The sequence below is a fragment of the Clostridium guangxiense genome (assembly GCF_021043395.1).
In the GTDB taxonomy this organism is placed as follows: Bacteria; Bacillota; Clostridia; order Clostridiales; family Clostridiaceae; genus Clostridium_S; species Clostridium_S guangxiense.
On sequence record NZ_JAJNKE010000037.1, the window covers coordinates 1 to 20,641 of the forward strand.

A 20,641-nucleotide genomic window follows, 5' to 3' on the forward strand; every position below is an offset into this window, starting at 1 on the left:
GATTTATTAGAATTTTTTTAAATCGTTTCTTCAGCAGTATTGCTTCGCCTTCACAGTAGTACAAGGAAAAAATTCCTTCGTACCTACGGAATTTTAGGCATTAATCTTTGTAATTAATTAAATTTTTGTACAATATATTATATTGCCATTAATTTCTATTGATTAACCATACTTACAGCGCATTTTTCGTAGGAAACCGGAGAAAAATTCACCTTGTATTTCCGGTTTAGCGAAGTAACAGTATTGAAGAGATGATTCAAATGAAAGCTAATAAATCTTAGGTGATGATTGTTAATTCAACAGACAGACCCTCTTATTTAATGTTCCAAGAATTCATTACTCAGCTTCTTTTCATATAATTTAAACCAATCAAGTCCGTAGTTTCCAAGCCCTAAATCAACTGTGTCAACATATTTAAAACCACACTTTTCATATAATTTAATGGCAGGCATATTTTTTTCATAAACATCCAATCGAATAGATTTAGCGTGAAATTTAATACCGTGTTCAAAAGAAAAATCCATTAAAGCTTTTCCTACACCGCATTTTAAAAAGCTTGGATGCACTGCAAATGTGTAAACAACAAAAACATCGGAATAGTCAGTTTCAAAACCCCATTTGGCGTTATAATATGCAGGTTCAGGTTTATGGCTTAAAATAAGAGAACCAACTATTTTTCCATTATCCTTTGCTACATAAAGATTGCCAGCTTCAATTCCATCAATCGCATTTTGCCTAACAGGATATACCCCTTTCATCCACCCAGGATAATTTATCTCTCTTGCTAAATGATCATTCAAATCATTATAAAGCTGTTCTAATTCATCAATATCACTTACTTTTCCTAATTCAATAATTAAATTCATATTTATATCAACTCCGTCAACGTTATTCATTAATAATATCATTAGGAATCTACTAAAGACAACCTCATTTTTAATTTATAGCTTTATCTTAAACAAATAGTAAATCATAAACTAGCAATTCCTTATTTTCTGTTAATAACCTAAATTTTTATCAGCCTTCTTTTAAAATATAGCCTAATTTATAAATGAAAATACTTTATATTTTCATTTGCCTATTAAATAGTAATTATTATTTAATAAATAGTATTGATTATTTATTTATACTGTATTATAATATAAACATAAAGAACACAAATGAAAAATATATCCCCCTAGATATTGAATATAAAGAAAAATTACTTACTAAATTAAATAGGAGTGAAAGAATATGAAAAAATTATTTAAATGTAGTGTTTGTGGTTATATATATGAAGGAGATGCCGCTCCAGAAAAGTGCCCAAAATGTGGAGTTGGCGCAGACAAATTTGAAGAACTTAGCAGTGAAGATGCAGAAAAGATATATCGTTCTGACAGAACAAATGATATACACATGGAAATTATAGCTTTAGCTGCAAAAATAATAGCTTTAAGCCAAGAAGGCATTAAAGACAATTTAGATCCAAAATGTGTAGCTGCCTTTAAGCAAGCAAAGGATGAGGCTTGGATAATAAAGCAAAGATCAAAAACAGAGTTAGCTGGACATATGAAATTAGGTAAATGGTGATAATAATTAAAGACTTACTTTTATGTTTATCAAGACCTAATTTAAAAAAATATTAATATTACTTTTTTTATACAAACTATATATGTATAATTTGTAAGCAATATAAAAACCAGCAAATAATTTGCTGGTTTTGTTTCGTAATAAAAGAAAACTACGTATTATTTAATTTCCGCAAAAATTTCATGTATATTTCCATCTGGATCAGCAAATAGTGCTGTTCTTTGATTCCAAGGCATATCTTGTGGTTCATGAACAGAAGCTGCTCCTTTAGAGATTAGCTCCTTAAATGATTCATCAACATCATTAGGATTTTCACATGGGAAAGCAAGTTCAAAGCCCTGTCCAAATGACTCTTTCCTATATTCGCTACTATACACATACATAACATCTCTCATACAAATAGCAAACCTTGCTCCATCGTTTTCAAATTCAACATAATTACCAAGGTCATTTTCAATTCTAAATCCTAGAACTTGATTATAGAAATTTTTCATTTTATCTATATTATTTGTCCAAATCGTAATAAGATTAATCTGTGCTTTCATCATATATTCTTCCCCTTTCTTAATTTAACATATAATTCGCTTTAATTTACGAGTACGAAACAATTCATGTATAAATTATACCATTATTTTCTATAAAATTATATTTGTTTATATATCTGCATAATTTATCTTAACTTGTTCTTTAAGTTCTTTATTTTCTTCTTCTAATTTTTTAATTCTTCTCTTTAAACTTGCGATAATAGCATCTTTATTATTTTCATCCATTTCTCTTTTAACTTGAAATGGCGTAGGAACTTTGGATTATTGTAATCTAAAACTTTTATTTTTCTTCGAGGTTCTTTAATTTTTAAAATATTTCTATTTGAAGGCTTGTCTTTATTAACATGATATAAAAAATCTTTATATGAAGTATGACCACCTGTAAATACTTGCTTCATAAGTTTTTCAATCATATCGTTATCTATTTCTTCTATTCTAAATAAGTAGTCATAAAAATTAGTTACAACTGTTATTGTTAGATCTACTGTTTTCTCAGTTCTTTTAGCCTTAGTAGGAGTTATTCCAATAGTTTTAATATTCCCAAACTGATTTCTAAGCCATCCAACAAGGTCAGAAAGAATGTTTATATTAACTTTCCTATAATCTACATCAATTTCATTTAGATATTCAAAATATAGTTTTAAAGAATAACAATAAGTCTTTTGTGTATTATAACTTTTTCTCCATTATCAAGATATTCTAATATACATGTTATACTAAATAACCTATTATAATTATACTATATTTAATTTATGGGGTAAGTCCTTAATTATTTTTATTTATTGATAATAATAATTTAATTGTTAAAAATCTTAGTGCAGAACTTCCTGATAAAAAAATCACTACAATAATAGATTGTAATGGCCTTAGCTCAAGAGACAGATATTATTTTTCTTGATGAGCCTACTACTTACTTAGATATGGCTCATCAATTAGAAGTCTTAGAACTTTTACAAAAACTAAATGTAGAGAAGCAATGAAAAAAATATTAATTCCAAGTGTCCTAATACTTATAATAATTACTAGCGCTTGTGGCAAACAAGAAGGCAAATCAGTCAATATAGATGATAAAGTTCAAACAATTGCATATCAAGCCGAAAATGGTCCTGTCAAAGTACCGTCCAAGCCAAAACGTATTGTCGTTTTAAATTCTGCTATATCAGGGCATGTTATGGCTCTTGTAGGTAACATTGTTGGTGTGTCAACTATTTTAATGATGAAATTACTTCTTCGCTTGTTCTGATCTTACCTATTCTAGGGAAAATGTATTTACAAACATAATCATGCTCTTCCTTCGTTGAAGCTGTCATTGCATCTTCAATAAAAATTTGATTATAACCTCTCTCATAAGCTTCTCTTGCTGTAGTATCAACACCAATTCCTGTAGAAATACCACATAATGCAATAGTATCAATTCCTCTGCGTCTAAGCTGCAGATCAAGATCAGTTCCATAGAAAGCTCCCCACTGCCTTTTTGTAATAGCATAAAACTTTTTTCCACTTGCTATTTCTGGCACATAATCATCCCAGCCTTTTAAAAATTTTATTAAATTGCGTTTCAAATCTACACTTGGTCTTAGCATATCCTTTCCATCTGCAGAAGAAACTCTTACAAGAACCACAAAAGCTCCCTTATCTGAAAATGCATCAACTAACCTGCTAGCGTTTTTAATTACTTCAGCACTAGTATAAGGTGAACGTTCACTATTTACAATTCCATTCTGCAAATCTATAACTACAAGTGCTGTCCTTTCTGCCTTAATAAATTCGGTTCCTATTAATTTTGAATTTTCCATTTTTTCTCCTCCTCATCAATTGATTATTAATCTTTTGTATACTTTAAAATAAACCCATACAGCATTTATTATCAGCAATGCACTGGTAATAAAAAATACATATCTAATTCCAAAATAAGCAGCTATTTGTCCCCCTAATACAGCACCTCCAAACGCACCTAAATATCCTGCTGACATATTAAAGCCAAAAATTCTACCTGTAAGAGAAGGTGGTGTAATTTTTTTTACAATAATATTAACAGAAGGATTTAGTCCACCAGTTGTTAATCCTAATATAAATCGAAGTATCATTAGTTGCCAGACATTTTTTACAAAAGCTTGAGGTATAAAAACAATTCCTGCTACTACAAGAGCAGCCAATATAACTTTATGAGCTCCTATTTTATCAGATAACCTACCAAGCCTTGGAGCAGCAATAATATTTGCTAATCCCGAAGCTGAAAAAGTTATTCCAGCTAGTAAAGCAATATGACTACTATTTAATGATAATTGTTTTACATATACTGTAACTATTGGTTCAACTGAATATAATGCTACCATCAATATAAAGAAAGTGACAAACATTGTAAGAGTTAAACTTTTTTCAGGAACATCATTCCATACTTCTTTAATGCTAAGTGTTTTTTTATCTTCTCTTTTAAAATGTTCCTTCACAAATAAAGCTGTTGTAATAAATGCAATCAAAAGCAATCCTCCTGTTATAAAAAATACACTTTGTAACCCTAATCTCTCCTCTATAAAACCACCAATGGTTGGTCCAAGTAAAGAGCCTGCAATATTTGCAGTTGAAAGCGTACCTAACGCATACCCTGCATGTTCCACATCCGTTTGAGTTGCAATCAATGTTGTGCAAGCTGTACTGTAGCCAGTAATAGTCCCTTGCAATAATCTCAGGCCTATAAGTACATATACATTATGTGCAAAACCCATGGCTCCTACAACTACTGCCATCCCCAGACTTGCCCTAAGCAGCATTGGCTTTCTTCCAAATTTATCAGCAGCCTGACCCCAAATTGGTGAAAAAATAGCAGAAATAACATATGTGATGCCAAAAGCAATTCCAGAATATTGAGCAATTGAAGCCGTATTATTAACTCCCAGCTGCTTTATATAAAGCGGTAATATTGGTGCAAGCTGACTCATTCCGATGCCAGTTACAAACATTCCAAACCAACAAACTATTAGATTTCTTTTCCACAAATTCATAAGCTGTCTCCTTTCTTATATAAATTATATTGCAATATATTTCATAATATAATTATAAACTACAAACTATAGTTTGTAAACTACAAATTATAGTTTGATAAACACGTCTTATAATGTTAAACTATCTTTAAAGCAAGGTTGCAAGGAGTGATATACGAATGCAAAAAAGAAATCTAACTAAAGAAAAAATTATACAAGTTACTTTTTCATTGGCTGATGAAATAGGTCTTGATCAAGTCACCTTCCAAAAAATCGCAGAAAAACTTGGCATAAAGTACCCATCTTTATATAATCATTTCAACAATATGGATGATCTTAAAATCAAAATGACAATATACTTTTTGAATAAGTTAAATTTACAAATAATGCAAAGATTAATTGGTAAAAGTGGTGAAGCTGCCATAAGAGAATTCGCTTTTGCCTATAGAGATTTTGCCTTTGAAAACAAAACTGCTTACGAATTATTTTTAAATATAAAAAGTACAAAAAATGAAGAAATCTATCTTTTAGCAAAACAAACTACTGATATTATTAATCAAATTCTAAACTTTTATGTCAAAGATAAAACCGAATTAATCCATAAAAATCGCGCATTAAGGAGTCTTTTGCACGGTTTTGTTTCCCTAAGTTCTTTTGGGTATTTTCAAGGTAAAGCAGATTTAGAAGACAGTTTTAAATTGATGATTGAAGATTTTATTTTATTAATTTCAAAAAACAGCGACAAAAAAAAGAAATAGCCTGTACCGCTGCAAAGATAATTTACTGTATTACCTTTATAAACAGTACAGATTATTTTTTAATTTTTTGAAGCATAAATATATTTTATTGAAACAAACACTTTAAGTTCTTAGTAATAATATTTTTAATCTTTCATACATCTTATAATGTCTACCACTACTTGCATCTACTTTCAAAAACACATAAAGTATTTGGATGAAGCCATAAAATCGAAGCTGGTAAACTGCATCTTACCTTCTTTTCTAAGAATCCATTAAAAGCTTCAGTTTTTTCATCTCCTGCTACTATAAATAAAATCTTTTCAGAAGCCATAATTTGAGAAAGACCAATAGTAATCCCATAATTTATTGATGCCTTAGTAGCCTTTAACATATCGTGAGTTTTTGTTTTCTTATCTAGCTTTACTATGTGAGAAAAAGGTTCAAGATATCCCCCTGGTTCATTTAAACCAAGATGTCCATTTTTACCCAGACCAAGTATGCATAAATCAATAGGACCATATTCTTTTAGAAATTCATTAATTCTTTGGCACTCTTTTTCTCCATCTTCTGCGCCGCTATTAAAGCCTATATAGTTCTCAGCAGGAATATTTAGCGGTTCTAAAAAATTCTTTCTTACATAAGCTTCACTGGTACAAGGGTCCTCTCCTCTTACTCCAAACCAATCATCTAGTTTTATTATTCTTAATTTTGTAACATCAACATTTTTTTTATGAGCTTTTTCTACAAAAAGCTTGTAAGCAAGAGTAGGAGATCCCCCAGATGCTATGCAAAATAACGCATCTGGCTTCTCTTTTAAGCACTCAAGCATAGCTTCTGCACTTATCTCACTAAGTTTTTTGTAATTTTCTGCTTCAACAACTTCAATACCTTTTTTCAAATTAATTCCCCCTAATAATTATTTTTATTACCCTAACATACCGAAACTATATCCTGCTATTCCAAGTATCATAAGTATAAGCATGCAGACTAATGGAGAAACCTTTTTCTTTAGAAGCCAACATATTATAAAAGTCATAATTAAAGGCACAAGATTAGGCATTATAGCATCTAACTGCTGCTGAGCCGTAACCTTTATGAATTTTCCATCCTTTAAATAACTATACATTGTAACTATAATATTAATCTTAGTAAGCTTAGCCACAAGTCCACCTATAATTGTATAGGCTAATACAGTCATTATATTTTTAAGCCTCGGCATAAAACTCTTTATATTTGTTATAGTGTTTACACCTTTTTTATAGGAAAACATCAAAAAATTATATCTTATAAATAATCTAATTACATTTATTGACAAAAAAAATATTATAGCTCCAGACACATCTCCTTTAATTGATATTCCAGCCCCAATTGCTGCTAAAATTGGTCTTATGGTACCCCAAAATATAGGATCACCAATACCGGCAAGTGGTCCCATTAAAGCAATCTTAACCTGTGCTATGTCTCTTTCATCTAACTTTTCCCCTCTAGCTCTTACCTCTTCCATTGCAATATTCACACCCAATATAATAGAAACAAAAAATGGATGCGAATTGTAATATTCCATATTAGCCATTACTGCAGGTTTAAGCTCCTCTTCTTTTTTATATAATTTTTTTAATACAGGCATAATGCAAAAACAATAACACAAGTTTTGAAGCCTTTCATAATTCCAAGATATTTGAAAAACTTGAGTTCTTAAAAATACCTTTATTAAATCCTTTTTGGATACTTTAATACTGTTTTCACTAATTTGGTTTGAAATTTCGGTTTTTTTTATTCTTCTCTTATCTTCTTTTAGAATTAAAGAGGTTATATGATAGTAAATTACAGCAAAACTTATTGCTATTAGTGTTAATGCAAATATAGTTACATCTGAAAAAGTTATTATTATGAAACCTATAAAAAAGAATGGAAGCAATTCTTTGACATTTAAGAGATTTAAAATCATGGCATATCCAACAATAACTAAAAATCCCGATGAAATTTGTAAACCTAAAGTAATTTGTTTTGGAATTGCATTTAAAAGCTGCTGTACCAAAGATGCGTCTGCAAAATATCCTATAATTAAGGCTGGAATAGCTACTCTTAAAGCACTTGGAATTGCTGCTAAAAGATGTGCTGTTGTGACTCTTGAGAATTTTCCCTTTTCTACTCCTATTTCCGCAAAATGCATTAGAGCAATATCAATGGTACCCTTCTCAATTATCTGTAAAAACTGGCCTGCTACTGCTAATGGAATTGCTATGCTTATTGCCACTCCTGCATTTTGTTTTCCTAGTATTTCAAGTATTGCAATAGTTATTCCTGCAAGAGCTGGATCTGGAGGTACTGCAGCACCTATGGTCATCCATCCTAAGGCAATAAATTCCATAGAGGCACCAGCCATAACCCCTACCTTTAAATTTCCAAGAGCAATTCCTGTTAATGTACCTGCGATTAATGGTCTATGCGTTTGAAACTCTTCGCATGAAGAATCGATGCCAGAAATAGAGGAAAATATAAATAAAAGAATCGCTTGTAAGGTAGACATTACACCCTCTCCTCTGACTAAATATACTTTAGTAAATTTGTACTTAGATCCGTAGGTAATATTCTTATTTCAAGCAAGATATTCTTGTCTGTTATCTTTTTTAGGGCATCAATTTCCATTTCATCTGCATAGACTGAAGTACTTAATCGCCTACTTCCTTTTTTGAAAGACATTCCTCCTATATTCACACTTTTTAATACGCCACCTTTATCTATAAATTGAAGTAATTCAAAAGGATTTCCAAAAATCATCATTAAATCCTCATATTCAGCTTCTTCTTCATAAATTTCAAGTGCACTATCAGCATCGCAAAATAGCACCTTTATATTTTCAGGTGTAGACATTTCAATGACAGTTTTCCTCATTTCATTATTAGCTGCTTCTTTATCAACTACCATTATTTCAGTTATATTCTCAATAGTACACCAATTATTTATAATAAGTCCGTGCACTAATCTATCATCTAGTCTTACTATTTTTAGCAAACTTATCCTCTCCCTATTCCTTAAATTTTGCCTTTAGCTTCATTCAAGGATCTAAATTTCTCACTTACATTTACAATACCGTTTTTACCACTTTCTATAGCTATTTTAGAAACTTCCTCTAAACTTTCATTTATATGCGGTAAAACGTGTAAAAGCATAGGCATATTTAAGCCTGTGATAACATTTATATTGGGATCATTTAGCTGCATTGAGGTCGCATTGTAAGGTGTACCTCCTAATAAATCTACAATGATAAGTATTTTTTCTAAACCTAAAGATTTAACCGCATCATTTATTTTAATTTGCAAGCTTTCTAAGCTTTCATCTTGTCCAAGACAAATAGCCTTAACTTTTTCCTGCTTTCCATAAACCATTTCTACTGATTCTATCAGTGACTTTGCATATGGACCGTGAGATATTGCAATTATTCCAATCATATTTTAATACACTCCTATTTATCGAGTTTAAATTAAGTCAATTAATAAAGATAAACCACCCTGAGACTTGAAATTTATTTGTACCAAAATGCCGTCTTCTGGTCATTATGGTGCACATGAATTTCAATAGTTGAAACGGTTTATCTATAGTGAAACTACTGCGAAACTTAAACTATATATGTACCAAAATACCAATTTTCAAGGCATTATGGTGCATATATAGTTTGTAGTTAGCTAGTTTCACTATATAAATTATAAGTAAACTGTCATAGTGAAACCAATTCATATATTAATTTCACTGTATATATATTAAATCTACTATGAATAATTGTAAATCTTTTTAGTATTCCACATGCCTAATCACTCATAATCTAAAGTCTACTTGCCGCTGCCTTATCAATAATAAATGTAACATCTTTATGAAGCTGAAGAATTGAAGCCGGTACCTTCGGATCTACTTTTCCTTTAATAGTTTTTTCCACTGCTTCAGCTTTTTCCTCTCCACTTGCTATAAGCAAAATTCTTCTTGAATCCATGATAGTTTTTATTCCCATACTTATTGCTTTTTTAGGTACACTATCTTTACCTTTAAAAAACCTCGAATTTGCCTCTATTGTCCTCTCATCTAGTGTAACAAGATGAGTTCTAGTTTCAAAGTTTACATTTGGCTCATTAAAACCGATATGACCATTGGCTCCTATTCCAAGAATTTGGATATCTATTCCTCCCTCTTTTTTAATTGCACTTTCGTATCTAACACATTCCTCCTCTATATTCTTTGCATTTCCATTAGCAATATTCACATTTTCTAGAGGTACATTTATGTGTTTAAATAAATTATTCATCATAAAATAATGATAACTTTGCTCATTATTTTTATCTATTCCGTAATATTCGTCTAAATTAAAAGTCTTAATGCTTTTAAAGTCAATTTCCCTTTTATTATATAAGTTAATTAATTCTTTATATGTCCCTATAGGGGTGCTGCCAGTCGCGAGCCCTAAAACACTATCTGGTTTTAAAGTAACTTGACTTGATAAACTCCTTGCAGCTTTACTACTCATCTCATCATAATCCTTAACTATAACTATTCTCATTAAGCACACCTCCTAATATATTAATTGCAAAGTACAGGACTGCCGGATTATATAAATATTGCGAAGTAACAATATCTTGAGATGTTAAATTAAAGCTATAAAAATTTTAAGAGAGTGCTTGCTTTAGGCTCTAGAAGGATAACGATCATATACGGAGTTTGGGATGTAATCCCATTATCCTTCTTTAACTTGTATTACGCATATATATATTAGCCCAAACCTCGTGTATGTTTACTCGCCTGTGGCTCAAACAGATTGAAATTTCTAAGCCTTTTAACAATCATCACCTAAGATTTATTAGCTTTCATTTAAATCATCTCTTCAATACTGTTACTTCGCTAACCAGGAAATACAAGGTAACTTTTTCTCCGTTTCCCTACGAAAAATTTACTGTAAACATGGTTAATCAATAGAAATTAATGGCAATATATTGTATAAAAATTTAATTAATTACAAAGATTAATGCCTAAAATTCCGTAGGTACGGAGGAATTTTTTCCTTGTACTACTGTGAAGGCGAAGCAATACTGCTGAAGAAACGATTTAAAAAAATTCTAATAAATCTTGGTAAAAGAATCATAAAATACTTAGATATTTCAATCTGTCTGAGCTATAGCGAGTTATTGAAATATCTTAGTATTTTATGATTTTTTTACATTAGATTTATAGAATTTTTTTAATGTTGCAAAGCAGTATTGCTTCGCAATATTTTTTAAATACCTATGGTATCTTCTTCATCATTAGAATTGTTACTAGTTAAATTCTTAATGAATCTTCCTGTAGAATTTTTGCTAGAATTCACCACGAAATCAGCAAGCTCTGATATACTCATGTTATCCTTTTGAAATATAGCTTCTATAATAGAGCCCACATTACAGCCTGCTATTACTTCTATATTTTTATTTTCAATAGAGAGTTCAGCTGCACATTTAAAAGGAGTTCCACCTAAAATATCACATATGAATAAAGCTGTATCTTCTTTATGCCTATCCATGGTTTTTTTCATTTTCTCCTTTAATGTAACATCGTTATCATCTTCTGTGAAATCTATATATTCTATTCCCTCATTTCCTCCAGCCAAAAATTCTATTGACCCTCTTACCATAGTTGCATATCTACCGTGACCTGTTATAACTAAGATATTTTCCATTTTATAGCACCCCTAAAGCTGATAATAAAATTGCACATATGAATGTAAATAAAATAAGTATTGTTGGATTTATATTCTTTTTCTTTAAGAAGAAAAACATTAAAAGTGTATATCCCATTGGAAGAAGATTAGGAAATATCTTATCAAGAAAATCCTTTTGTATTGAAATTGAATGTCCCGAACTTATTGCCACCTTATATACAACATCTATGTGAACATATGAAGCTATTAATGCTCCTATTACTGTTACACCAAGTATTGTAGCAGATTTAGAAATAAGTTTTGAATTTTTCTGTATGGTATCAATTGCTTTAACTCCTAAATTATAGCCAAGGCGTGTCCATAAAATACGTGATGCAAAAATACATACATATGAAGCGAAAAATATTATTGGGCCAAGTACACTTCCTTGACTTGCAAACGATGCTGAAATACCTGCCACTATAGGAAGTACTGTAAACCAAAATATAGCATCTCCAATACCAGCTAGTGGTCCAAATAAAGCTACTCTTAAGCCCTTTATAAGACTTCTTTCTTCATTATTTTCTTCTAGGGATATTATAAGTCCCATTAAGAAGCCAACTGTAGTAGGTGTAGTATTTATAAATTCTAAGTTATCTTTCATAGCTTGAGATAATTTTTCTTTGTCATTTCCATAGATTTTTTTAAGAAATGGAAGCAGTGCATAAGTCCAACCACCGGCCTGCATTCTTTCATAGTTGAAGCTTGCCTGAAGTAAAACTGTTCTCAATCCCAGTTTGGTAATATCTTGTTTAGTTAATTTTTTATTAGATTCCTTCACTGTAATCTTCACCAACTTTCATGTTTTTCTTTAATTCTTCATCTCTATCTCTAGCATTTTTTTCATTAAAGAAATGATATAGTGCTAAAGCTATTCCAATAAGTGCTACTGGAAGTAAATTTGTAAAGTTTAAAAAGGATGCTGTTACAAAACCTACTATTAAATAAGGAATAAATTCTACTTTTAACATTACTTTTAATAAAAGACCAAATCCAACAGCTGGCAAAATGTTTCCTGCTATTTCAAAACCATGAGATAACCATGTAGGCATACTAGCTACTAAAGCTTTCATTGGTTCTTGGGCAACATATGCGCATAAAAAAACCAAAACTCCATAAGTTATTCCAACTATTAAAGTAGTTAAAATATTAAGCCTTGCAAAAGCTTTTGTATCTGCATCTTCAGCATATTTTTGTGCTTTTCCCATAAATACTGAAAAAGCTGAATAGTAGAATAATATTATATACTGCATAAGAAAACTAAATGGAAGCGCAAGTCCAATTGCTGCTTTGACATCCAGTTTAGCTGTATATGCTATAACTGTAGTCATAACACCTGCCAAAATAGGGTTTGGAGGCTGAGTTCCTCCTACTGGTGTTAAACCTGCAAATGCTAATTCTGTTAATGCACCTGCAAGAAGTCCTGTATGGAGATCTCCTAAAATAAGTCCTGATAATGTACAAACTATTATTGGTCTGAATATATATAAACCTTCAAGCCAAAAATCAAATCCACATATGATAGCCATAATAGATAGTAAAATACCTTGAATTAGTGTAATACTATGCATTGCCTTTCCTCCCTTTTATTCAATATCGTGCTTTATATCTCCAGGTGTATCTTGTATATATACATCTATGCCCTTTGATTTTATATACTTTAAATTTTCTAAGTCCTTGTCATCTACATATACCTTTTTAGTGATTGCTCTTTTTCCTTCTGAGAAGTGCATATTTCCTACGTTAACCTTTTCAATTGGAACGCCGCCGTCCACAAGCTTTTTAACTGTTTCTGGTGTCTTACAAACTATAAATATTTTTTGTGATGGTGCTGCTTTTCCTATTACATTTATAGTTTTTTCTACTGTAAAAAATCTGATTCCTACTCCAGAGCTTTCTGCTGTCATTGTCATTAACTGCTGCTGAACTGGCTGGTTTGCAGCTTCATCATCCACTACAACTAGTAGGTTAGCTCCAAGTGAAGATGTCCATGTAACTCCAACCTGACCATGTACAAGTCTATTGTCGATACGAACTAATAAGATATTTGGTTTCATAATTTATCCCCCTTTATTTTTTTATATAAATAATAAAAGCAAAAACCATGCCAAATAGTGTACATAACTATTTGGCATGGTTTAGAGATTGAAATCATTGACTTTGTTTTTTATACTGTCATAAATAAATCCTATTTCCGATATTGGTATCTCAACTTTATAAAACTGTTCTATTACACTAAAGGCTTTTTTTACTAATTCTATAAAGTGTATATGATACTTTTGAAATTCTTCTGATTTATTGTAATTCATAATAGGATCTTTTATTACTAATCTTTCAATCATACAAGATATGTGTATATATAAACTTATCTTGAGATCATTAGGAAACTTAAAACAAACTCCTATTTCAAGATTATAAAGGGCACATTCCACTTGATCTATTATCTTAGAAGGGTTTAATATGGTTAAATAATTAATTACATTTTCAAGTGTAAATAGCTTTACTACTTCTCTATTAATCTTATCTATTATTTTAATATCCACTACATCTCTTAAGGCGTTTTTCAGCAAAGCTTCTCCTTTTTTCATTATAAAATTTTCTATAGATATATATGGAACTTCTTCTATTTTAGGATCGCTTGTTCCAATTATAAGCCTCACATCATACTGCTTAAATATATTTCCTTCTTTTCCATTTCCCTTAAGACTTTCATAGTCATAGGCAATAACTTCAACTTCATTATTTGCAAGACATTTATCCATCAAATCTTTAATTTTTTTAGCCGCTCCTATACCTGTAAGACATGTAGTTATTATAGCATTTTTTCTAGTTTTACTTAAAGGTATGTAATTATATTTTGATACATTACCCTTAACTGCCTCTTTTGCAATTTGTTCAACAGATTCTGAATTTAATATTCTATTTCCAACGTCTAGTGCAAGCTGCGTAGATATGTTATTAATTATAGCAAGATCGCCATAAAACTCCTTGGTTATACCTTTATGTATTCCTTCTAGGGAGCCCATATCCACTAAAATTATTAAACCATTTGAAATATTGGTTTCTCTTATGTAAGAATTTAGTTTAGCCACAATTTCAGGACTAGATAGCTCTAATGGCATATCAAAAGCCTCAAAAATATATTCCCCAAGCATTCTATTTGCAACACTTGCAATACTGCTTGCTGTTGAATATCCATGTGCAATTAATACTGCATTTGTCCTGTCACTTCTTCTTTTTTGGTTAAAAGACTTAATATAAACTAGCATATATAAATTTAATATTTTATTTAAGGCTATATCTAAGTTCGCTTCAATAGTTTCAATTATTTTTATTATTATTTTATATTCCTTTGGATATTTTATACTCATATAATCTATTAGTTCATCTACATTTTCTTCATCTTCATTATAATATTCCATAAAATATATTATTATGTAAGTTATTATTTCTGAGCTATTGGCAAAACATTTTATTCCATATTCACATTCTATGTACATTAAAATATTTTCAGTAATTTTTTTCATAGAATTGAACATAACTGCATTTCTCTTCTTATCAATTTCATTAAATATTATTTCATCAACTAACTTATTAAAGTTATCTAAACACTTTCTAAAAAATTCTTCCTGCGTAGTTTCATTTTCTTTAAGCTCCTCTACAAATTTTAAAATTTCTGAGGTTAAATCTGATATGCTGCCGGAACTTTTATTAAAATAATTGGTATCCTCCGTACCAGAACAGGATATAAACATATCCGCAAAATTCACATTACTTAAAATTCCATCAAAGTTTTCCATGAAATCAATTGGCAAATTATTTATTTTTATTTTAAGAACCTTTATGCTTTTATAATTTGAGCTTTCAAGAGCACTGGCACAGCTTAGCTTTATTGCATTTATAAGCCCTCCTATATTTCCCCCACTCTTGCTTTTTAGAAGAATGTTTACAACTTTATTGCTTACAAGTATGTCTTTCTTTATATTTATAGCTTCTTTTTTATAAATACTTTGAATAATTTCAAGTTTTTCACTAAGAGGTCTTTCTTGAAAATTAGGTATATTAACTATAAGAGGTATTCTTCTTAAAAAGGTTTGAAGAAAATTATCTTTTGGACTTTCAGTAGTGGCAAAAATCATCCTTACCTTGGCATTTCTCCATCTTCCTGCTTCTCCGAGTCTTCTAAAAATACCTTTATCCAGAAATAGAAATAATTTTTCTTGCCCTTCAGGTGGCAGTCTGTGTATCTCGTCTAAAAATAGTACTCCTCCATCTGCTCCTTCTATAAGTCCCGGTCTATCCCTTTCAGCTCCAGTATAAGCGCCTTTTACTGAGCCAAATAGAGTTGCTGAAAGAAGTTCTGGATTATTGGCATATTCTGCACAGTTAAATATAACAAACCTTTCAGGGTTTTCTATAGAGTTTGATGCTTTTGCAAATTCATATATTATTTGTGCAAGAAAGCTTTTTCCAACCCCAGAACTGCCAATAAGAAGTATAGGAAGACCCATTGGGGGATATAAAACTGCTGATTTACACTGATCCACCACATACTTTAAGCTTCCATTATATCCTATTAATTTTTTAAATACTTCATTAGTATTTCCTTCTTTAAAGTCACTTTTCTTATTATCTAAATAATTTGATACTAACTTTAAGTCTCCTTTCCTCTTATTGTATACATCCGCATCTATAAAATAAACAGGTCTAGTATTTATTTTTATTGCCTTTCCTTCTTTATTTAAGACATTTAAAAGATGACTAACCATATTTCTTTGAATACCTAAACTATCAGCAATATTTTTTGCTGTAACTCCATATTCCTTTTGTCCATCAATTTTAAGAGAACATTCTCTTAACCTTCTCACAATATTTTCTTTATTAGTCATTGCATTTCAACCTTCCAGTTACTTTTTCATACGTGGTTCAATTTTACTATCATCATTATGAAAACGTTCTATATTTTTCAGTTTATCATTTATACCATAATAACATTACTAATCTTATTATTCAATAATATAAATAGGTAATCCACAGAAAATAACTGATGAGAAGTATAAAAGCTTATAAAGGGGATGTCGCACTAAAATATATTTAGTCGCAATTGTTAAATATCGCAAACTAACTATAATAGTAAGTTAAGGGTTTTACGATGCCGTGCACGTAAAAAGTGAAGGGTTTTACCTTCTGTAAAAGATTAAGGTTGATTTTCCTCCGTTTTACTACGAAAAATCTTTAACTTATTTAAATTATTTATTTTTCGTAGAGAAACGGAGAAAAATATTCCTTAACCTTTTGCCGTGGCAAAACCCTTCACCTTTGACAAGTAGAACAAAGTCAAACCCTTCACTTTTCGCATAACGAAAACCTTAGTCTTTTAACAAGCGAAGTGAAGTTAAAACCCTTCACTTAAATTTGTTCTCAATATTTATAAATCATAATTTAACAATTTTTAGTGCGACAGCCCCTTTAAAGACTTATTTAATTAGTATTTCATCTCCGCACTGTGCTTTTCGCGCCTTTTTATATAAATCACCATCTCTTTTAAAAATGTTTACTTTTTTTATTCCATCTATGCTGCAAATATCAAGAGTTATTCTACCTTTTCCAGTAATAGGATGCCTCAAGATACGTGCATCTGCAGTTCTATACGGCTCACGTGATATAGCCAAATATGCAAATTTTTCGTCTTCATAAGGAACTTCTCCTTCTTTTAATTGGCGATGTAATTTACTTCTTTGTACTCTACAGGTAAAATGGCACCAATCATCCTGTTCAAGTGGACAATTATTTTCATGTGAACATGGTGCTACTATATGTGCTCCTTCTCCTAATAAATATTCACGTATCTTTTTTAAATGTGAATACCCTACAGGAGTTCCTGGTTCTATAATCAAAGTTATTTTATTAGTTGCCTTCCACAGCTTGTAGGCTGCCTTCATTCTTTCATCGTCATCTAGCTCATTTAGTACATAAGATGCAATAACTAAATCAGCCTTTTCAGTGATATCAGCCTTTGTCAAATCATACTCTATCCATTTTGCTCTTCTTAAAAACTGGCTTCCTTCTGACATCATTTTTTGACCAACCTCGCGCATTGCATTTTCTCTTTCTAAGCATACAATACTTTTTAAATCAATAAGAGAATCTGCAGCCCACGAAGCAGCTCCTGTTCCTGCTCCAACATCTAATAATGATTCTATATTGCAATCAGCTAAATCTAAAGTATACTTAAGCGCCGAATAAACTGCTCCATATGTTGCTGGCATTCTTACAACTGAATAGGCTACTGCTTCATTACTTTCTGTAAGAAGGCGCTTTCCATGACCACTTTCAGTTCTATATTTTTTACTAAGTGTTTGTGCATCTTGCGCTAGCTTTGAATGTTTAATGCCAACAAGCTGATTTTCTATAGCTAGCTTAAGCTCAATAGGTAATTCCATTTATTTTAACCTCTTTCTTTGCTTTTAAATATTTATAATTATATCATTTGAAATTAGATTGTGTGAACTACAATGCCAAAAACTTTTCTTTGAAAACAAAAATAGCTCATATTTAATGCAGCTTTAATATGAGTTATTTTTCCTTACATATTTTTTAATTATTAAAATAATTTCATCTATAAAATTACAGTTTTTTTATTGTACTTATGTCATTTTCTTCTCTAAAGTACTTGTATCCTGTATCACTGGCACTTAAAAATCCATTAATCCACGAATCTACAAAATAATTAAAATTATTAACATCTCCATGAGCCTCATCCCAATATTCCTTATGGAGATCTCTTGTAGTTTTCCATGCGATAACATTTTCATTATCTTCAATTATTTCATTTACCCTATCGCATGGCATTCCTTCAAGCATATAATCAAAAACTAAATTGAAAAGTTCTTGTGGTGAGCCACCGCTTATTTCAAGTTTTTTCATCGTATCTACTCCACTTTGATAAAAGATATCAGCAATATCTTCTTTTTTAACAGCATTATTCCTTAACAATTCAGTTACTATATATGCTAATCGGCTTTCTACACTTATTATTCTTTGCTGAAGCCATCCATGAATATTATCATGCTCTATATTGTCCTCAAGTGAACCTGTTACAGGAGTTCCATATTTAGAATAGCTCTCATTTAGCATAGCCTTGCTATTATAACCATTTCTTTCAGCTAGTTCTGTTATATTTTCTATTAATTTTTCATGCAGCTGAATTTTATTAAACAACCAATAATGAATCTTACCTAAAAATGCACTCATTTGATTAGCCTCCTTAAATTTTTATCAATATTCTTTTAAAACATAATCTAATTATATAATTAGCCTTTTTTTCATTCGGTATCCTTAGTTACAAAAATAAATTATATTAAATAAAACTTTAAAGCCTAGTTGTTAAAAGGCTAACAACTAGGCTTTTTAGATTTATAAATTTATTTATCGTTTCAGTAAGGCTCTTACTTAGAAACATCCCACTTCTCAAGATTAGCATACATTCCAAATGCTGTTGCTCCACCATATGTTAATCTTTTATTAACAGCAGTCATGCTGCTTGGTGCATAAGTTCCAATTACCGGTGAATCATTCACATAAAGCTCTTGAACCTTGTTATAAATTTCTGTACGTTTTGCTTTATCTACAGTAACTTTACCTTGTGCAAGAATTGAATCCATTTGACTGTTGCTGTATGCACTTAAGTCAAGAATTTGACCACTTGCTATATAGGCTGTTATATCTGGATTAACAGGATCAAAAGTAAAACCAGCTAAGAATAAATCATAGTCATGCTTTTTAGCAAGATTTAAAGCTGTAACAAAATCATATTTTTGAATTTGAGTTTTAATACCAACTTCTTGAAGATTTTGTGCTATTACGTTAGCAGATTGTTCACGAACAGTGTTGCCAGTAGGAACGTTAAGCTTTAAAACCTTACTTGAATCCCAATTTGCTGCTTTTAATAATTCTTTAGCTTTTGCTGGGTCGTAAGTTGGATAATCTAAATCCTTATTAAAGAAACTGCTTGATTTAGGATAAGGTCCTACAATTTCTTCTCCAGCACCTTTAAGTAAATTATCAACTATTTGTTTTCTATTTATCGCATATGAAATAGCTTTTCTTACATTAGCGTTAGAAATTCTATTAACATTGACTTCCATAACCTGTATTCCGCTAGGATCGCCTTTTGTAACTGCTATATTTTTCAAGCTTTTAAGCTTTGAAATATCGTCATTTGGAAGTTGACCTACCAAAGGATCATTTGTATCAATTTCACCACTTTGAAGTTGTACAGTTAATTCAGTTCCCTGCATTATTTTAAAGTTAAGTTGTGAAAGTTTAGGTGTTCCTCTAAAATAATCTTTATTAGCTGCCATTTGAACATATTGATCTTTTTTATATGTAACAAGTTTAAATGCCCCATCTGTTACATTAGGATTTTGAAAAAATGCTGCTTTAAACATCTGGTCAAGTGGAGTATCCTTTAAAATGTGCTTTGGCACTGTTTTTAAATATTGTCCTATTAAATCCTCAAATACAACTATATCAACAGGCTGCTTAGTTATCAAATTTACAGTATGGTCGTCCACTTTTTTAGCCCCATCAAAAGCATCTGTACCATTTGTGTTCTTTCCTGCATCATTTAATCCAGCAAGCATATTGAATTTAGATGCAATTGTAGCTGCAACTTTAGGATTTGTTATGAGGTTTAAGGTAAATAGAACATCATCTGCTGTTACAGGTTTTCCGTCTGTCCACTTTGCATTTTTGTTCAATTTTACAGCAAACGTCTTGTTATCTGTTGTAGTTATTGAATCTGCAAGCCCTGGAACGAATTTCAAATCATTTGAAAGCTCAACAAGCGGTTTAAATAAAACTTCTGTCATGTTGTTTTGGCTTTGGTCTGATGAATCAAGTGCATTAAATCCACTTGGTGCATTAACTATACCAATATTTACGACTTTCTTTGCATTTCCACTTTTTGAAGCACTACCATTTGAACTTCCACAAGCTGACAAAGTCAAACTAGTAGTACATACTAAAGCTAAAATTACGGCTCTAACAAGTTTCTTTTTCATTTTTTTGCCCCCTAATGTTTCA

At 30.7% G+C, this 20,641-nt stretch carries 20 protein-coding genes and 1 pseudogene; 4 read left to right on the forward strand and 17 right to left on the reverse strand.

The window, feature by feature from the left end:
* Positions 1-317 precede the first annotated feature (317 nt).
* Positions 318-866 (reverse strand): GNAT family N-acetyltransferase, encoded by a 549-nt coding sequence (locus LQK79_RS16630; RefSeq protein WP_053240764.1) that lies wholly within the window; start codon positions 864-866, stop codon positions 318-320.
* Between the two features lie 367 nt (positions 867-1,233).
* Here LQK79_RS16630 and LQK79_RS16635 point away from each other — a divergent pair, with 367 nt between their 5' ends.
* Complete coding sequence (locus LQK79_RS16635; RefSeq protein WP_053240761.1) at positions 1,234-1,569, forward strand: rubredoxin-like domain-containing protein; 336 nt, start codon at positions 1,234-1,236, stop codon at positions 1,567-1,569.
* A gap of 158 nt (positions 1,570-1,727) precedes the next feature.
* On the opposite strand, the gene LQK79_RS16640 is transcribed toward LQK79_RS16635, so the two are convergent.
* Complete coding sequence (locus LQK79_RS16640) at positions 1,728-2,114, reverse strand: VOC family protein (RefSeq protein WP_053240763.1); 387 nt, start codon at positions 2,112-2,114, stop codon at positions 1,728-1,730.
* Positions 2,115-2,968: 854 nt separating this feature from the next.
* Here LQK79_RS16640 and LQK79_RS16645 point away from each other — a divergent pair.
* Together LQK79_RS16645 and LQK79_RS16650 are read left to right on the forward strand one after the other, a co-directional pair.
* Positions 2,969-3,088, forward strand: a pseudogene (locus LQK79_RS16645) (iron-enterobactin transporter ATP-binding protein); the annotation flags it as partial.
* A gap of 2 nt (positions 3,089-3,090) precedes the next feature.
* The gene (locus LQK79_RS16650) at positions 3,091-3,357 is read left to right on the forward strand and encodes an ABC transporter substrate-binding protein (protein WP_231017245.1); all 267 of its coding nucleotides are present in this window, start codon (positions 3,091-3,093) and stop codon (positions 3,355-3,357) included.
* Here LQK79_RS16650 and LQK79_RS16655 read toward each other — a convergent pair.
* Both LQK79_RS16655 and LQK79_RS16660 read right to left on the reverse strand, forming a co-directional pair.
* On the reverse strand, positions 3,320-3,910 hold the full coding sequence (locus LQK79_RS16655; RefSeq protein ID WP_231017246.1) for a hydrolase: 591 nt from the start codon (positions 3,908-3,910) through the stop codon (positions 3,320-3,322). The two genes, LQK79_RS16650 and LQK79_RS16655, sit on opposite strands and share 38 nt — an antisense overlap.
* Positions 3,911-3,925: 15 nt before the next feature.
* Positions 3,926-5,116 (reverse strand): multidrug efflux MFS transporter, encoded by a 1,191-nt coding sequence (locus LQK79_RS16660; RefSeq protein ID WP_231017247.1) that lies wholly within the window; start codon positions 5,114-5,116, stop codon positions 3,926-3,928.
* A 158-nt stretch (positions 5,117-5,274) separates the two neighbouring features.
* Between LQK79_RS16660 and LQK79_RS16665 the strand changes: the two genes are divergently transcribed.
* Positions 5,275-5,853, forward strand: coding sequence for a TetR/AcrR family transcriptional regulator (locus tag LQK79_RS16665; protein WP_231017248.1), 579 nt, complete (start codon positions 5,275-5,277; stop codon positions 5,851-5,853).
* 157 nt (positions 5,854-6,010) lie between these two features.
* Here the strand turns inward: LQK79_RS16665 and LQK79_RS16670 are convergent, their stop codons facing one another.
* The 13 genes from LQK79_RS16670 to LQK79_RS16730 form a co-directional block, all read right to left on the reverse strand.
* A complete protein-coding gene (locus LQK79_RS16670; protein ID WP_053240760.1) occupies positions 6,011-6,733 on the reverse strand; it encodes a galactosamine-6-phosphate isomerase in 723 nt (240 codons plus the stop codon).
* A 27-nt stretch (positions 6,734-6,760) separates the two neighbouring features.
* On the reverse strand, positions 6,761-8,365 hold the full coding sequence (locus LQK79_RS16675) for a PTS system mannose/fructose/sorbose family transporter subunit IID (RefSeq protein ID WP_231017249.1): 1,605 nt from the start codon (positions 8,363-8,365) through the stop codon (positions 6,761-6,763).
* Between the two features lie 17 nt (positions 8,366-8,382).
* Positions 8,383-8,850 carry a PTS sugar transporter subunit IIB gene (locus tag LQK79_RS16680; protein WP_053240757.1) on the reverse strand — a complete coding sequence of 156 codons (468 nt, stop codon included), beginning with the start codon at positions 8,848-8,850 and terminating at the stop codon, positions 8,383-8,385.
* A gap of 20 nt (positions 8,851-8,870) precedes the next feature.
* Positions 8,871-9,287 (reverse strand): PTS sugar transporter subunit IIA, encoded by a 417-nt coding sequence (locus LQK79_RS16685; protein WP_053240756.1) that lies wholly within the window; start codon positions 9,285-9,287, stop codon positions 8,871-8,873.
* Positions 9,288-9,658: 371 nt separating this feature from the next.
* Positions 9,659-10,384 carry a glucosamine-6-phosphate deaminase gene (nagB, locus tag LQK79_RS16690; RefSeq protein ID WP_053240755.1) on the reverse strand — a complete coding sequence of 242 codons (726 nt, stop codon included), beginning with the start codon at positions 10,382-10,384 and terminating at the stop codon, positions 9,659-9,661.
* A gap of 711 nt (positions 10,385-11,095) precedes the next feature.
* Entirely contained in the window at positions 11,096-11,533 is a 438-nt protein-coding gene (locus LQK79_RS16695) for a PTS sugar transporter subunit IIA (protein ID WP_053243098.1), read from the reverse strand.
* A 1-nt stretch (position 11,534) separates the two neighbouring features.
* Positions 11,535-12,335: a PTS galactosamine transporter subunit IID gene (gene agaD / locus LQK79_RS16700; protein WP_053243099.1), complete on the reverse strand. Its 801-nt coding sequence runs from the start codon at positions 12,333-12,335 to the stop codon at positions 11,535-11,537.
* Positions 12,322-13,125, reverse strand: a complete 804-nt coding sequence (gene agaC / locus LQK79_RS16705) for a PTS galactosamine transporter subunit IIC (RefSeq protein ID WP_053243100.1) — start codon at positions 13,123-13,125, stop codon at positions 12,322-12,324. The genes agaD and agaC overlap by 14 nt, the downstream gene beginning before the upstream one ends.
* Positions 13,126-13,140: 15 nt before the next feature.
* Positions 13,141-13,611, reverse strand: a complete 471-nt coding sequence (gene agaB / locus LQK79_RS16710) for a PTS galactosamine transporter subunit IIB (RefSeq protein ID WP_053243101.1) — start codon at positions 13,609-13,611, stop codon at positions 13,141-13,143.
* Positions 13,612-13,692: 81 nt separating this feature from the next.
* Positions 13,693-16,443 (reverse strand): sigma 54-interacting transcriptional regulator, encoded by a 2,751-nt coding sequence (locus LQK79_RS16715; protein ID WP_053243102.1) that lies wholly within the window; start codon positions 16,441-16,443, stop codon positions 13,693-13,695.
* A 588-nt stretch (positions 16,444-17,031) separates the two neighbouring features.
* Positions 17,032-17,997: a small ribosomal subunit Rsm22 family protein gene (locus tag LQK79_RS16720; RefSeq protein WP_053243103.1), complete on the reverse strand. Its 966-nt coding sequence runs from the start codon at positions 17,995-17,997 to the stop codon at positions 17,032-17,034.
* A gap of 184 nt (positions 17,998-18,181) precedes the next feature.
* Positions 18,182-18,808 carry a hypothetical protein gene (locus tag LQK79_RS16725; RefSeq protein ID WP_053243104.1) on the reverse strand — a complete coding sequence of 209 codons (627 nt, stop codon included), beginning with the start codon at positions 18,806-18,808 and terminating at the stop codon, positions 18,182-18,184.
* 194 nt (positions 18,809-19,002) lie between these two features.
* Positions 19,003-20,619, reverse strand: a complete 1,617-nt coding sequence (locus LQK79_RS16730; protein ID WP_231017250.1) for an ABC transporter substrate-binding protein — start codon at positions 20,617-20,619, stop codon at positions 19,003-19,005.
* Positions 20,620-20,641: the final 22 nt, after the last annotated feature.

Coding starts and splice junctions, on each gene's coding strand:
- LQK79_RS16630 (WP_053240764.1), bottom strand. CDS start 866: ATGAATTTAATTATTGAATTAGGAAAAGTAAGTGATATTGATGAATTA.
- LQK79_RS16635 (WP_053240761.1), top strand. CDS start 1,234: ATGAAAAAATTATTTAAATGTAGTGTTTGTGGTTATATATATGAAGGA.
- LQK79_RS16640 (WP_053240763.1), bottom strand. CDS start 2,114: ATGAAAGCACAGATTAATCTTATTACGATTTGGACAAATAATATAGAT.
- LQK79_RS16650 (WP_231017245.1), top strand. CDS start 3,091: ATGAAAAAAATATTAATTCCAAGTGTCCTAATACTTATAATAATTACT.
- LQK79_RS16655 (WP_231017246.1), bottom strand. CDS start 3,910: ATGGAAAATTCAAAATTAATAGGAACCGAATTTATTAAGGCAGAAAGG.
- LQK79_RS16660 (WP_231017247.1), bottom strand. CDS start 5,116: ATGAATTTGTGGAAAAGAAATCTAATAGTTTGTTGGTTTGGAATGTTT.
- LQK79_RS16665 (WP_231017248.1), top strand. CDS start 5,275: ATGCAAAAAAGAAATCTAACTAAAGAAAAAATTATACAAGTTACTTTT.
- LQK79_RS16675 (WP_231017249.1), bottom strand. CDS start 8,365: ATGTCTACCTTACAAGCGATTCTTTTATTTATATTTTCCTCTATTTCT.
- LQK79_RS16685 (WP_053240756.1), bottom strand. CDS start 9,287: ATGATTGGAATAATTGCAATATCTCACGGTCCATATGCAAAGTCACTG.
- nagB (WP_053240755.1), bottom strand. CDS start 10,384: ATGAGAATAGTTATAGTTAAGGATTATGATGAGATGAGTAGTAAAGCT.
- LQK79_RS16695 (WP_053243098.1), bottom strand. CDS start 11,533: ATGGAAAATATCTTAGTTATAACAGGTCACGGTAGATATGCAACTATG.
- agaC (WP_053243100.1), bottom strand. CDS start 13,125: ATGCATAGTATTACACTAATTCAAGGTATTTTACTATCTATTATGGCT.
- agaB (WP_053243101.1), bottom strand. CDS start 13,611: ATGAAACCAAATATCTTATTAGTTCGTATCGACAATAGACTTGTACAT.
- LQK79_RS16715 (WP_053243102.1), bottom strand. CDS start 16,443: ATGACTAATAAAGAAAATATTGTGAGAAGGTTAAGAGAATGTTCTCTT.
- LQK79_RS16720 (WP_053243103.1), bottom strand. CDS start 17,997: ATGGAATTACCTATTGAGCTTAAGCTAGCTATAGAAAATCAGCTTGTT.
- LQK79_RS16725 (WP_053243104.1), bottom strand. CDS start 18,808: ATGAGTGCATTTTTAGGTAAGATTCATTATTGGTTGTTTAATAAAATT.
- LQK79_RS16730 (WP_231017250.1), bottom strand. CDS start 20,619: ATGAAAAAGAAACTTGTTAGAGCCGTAATTTTAGCTTTAGTATGTACT.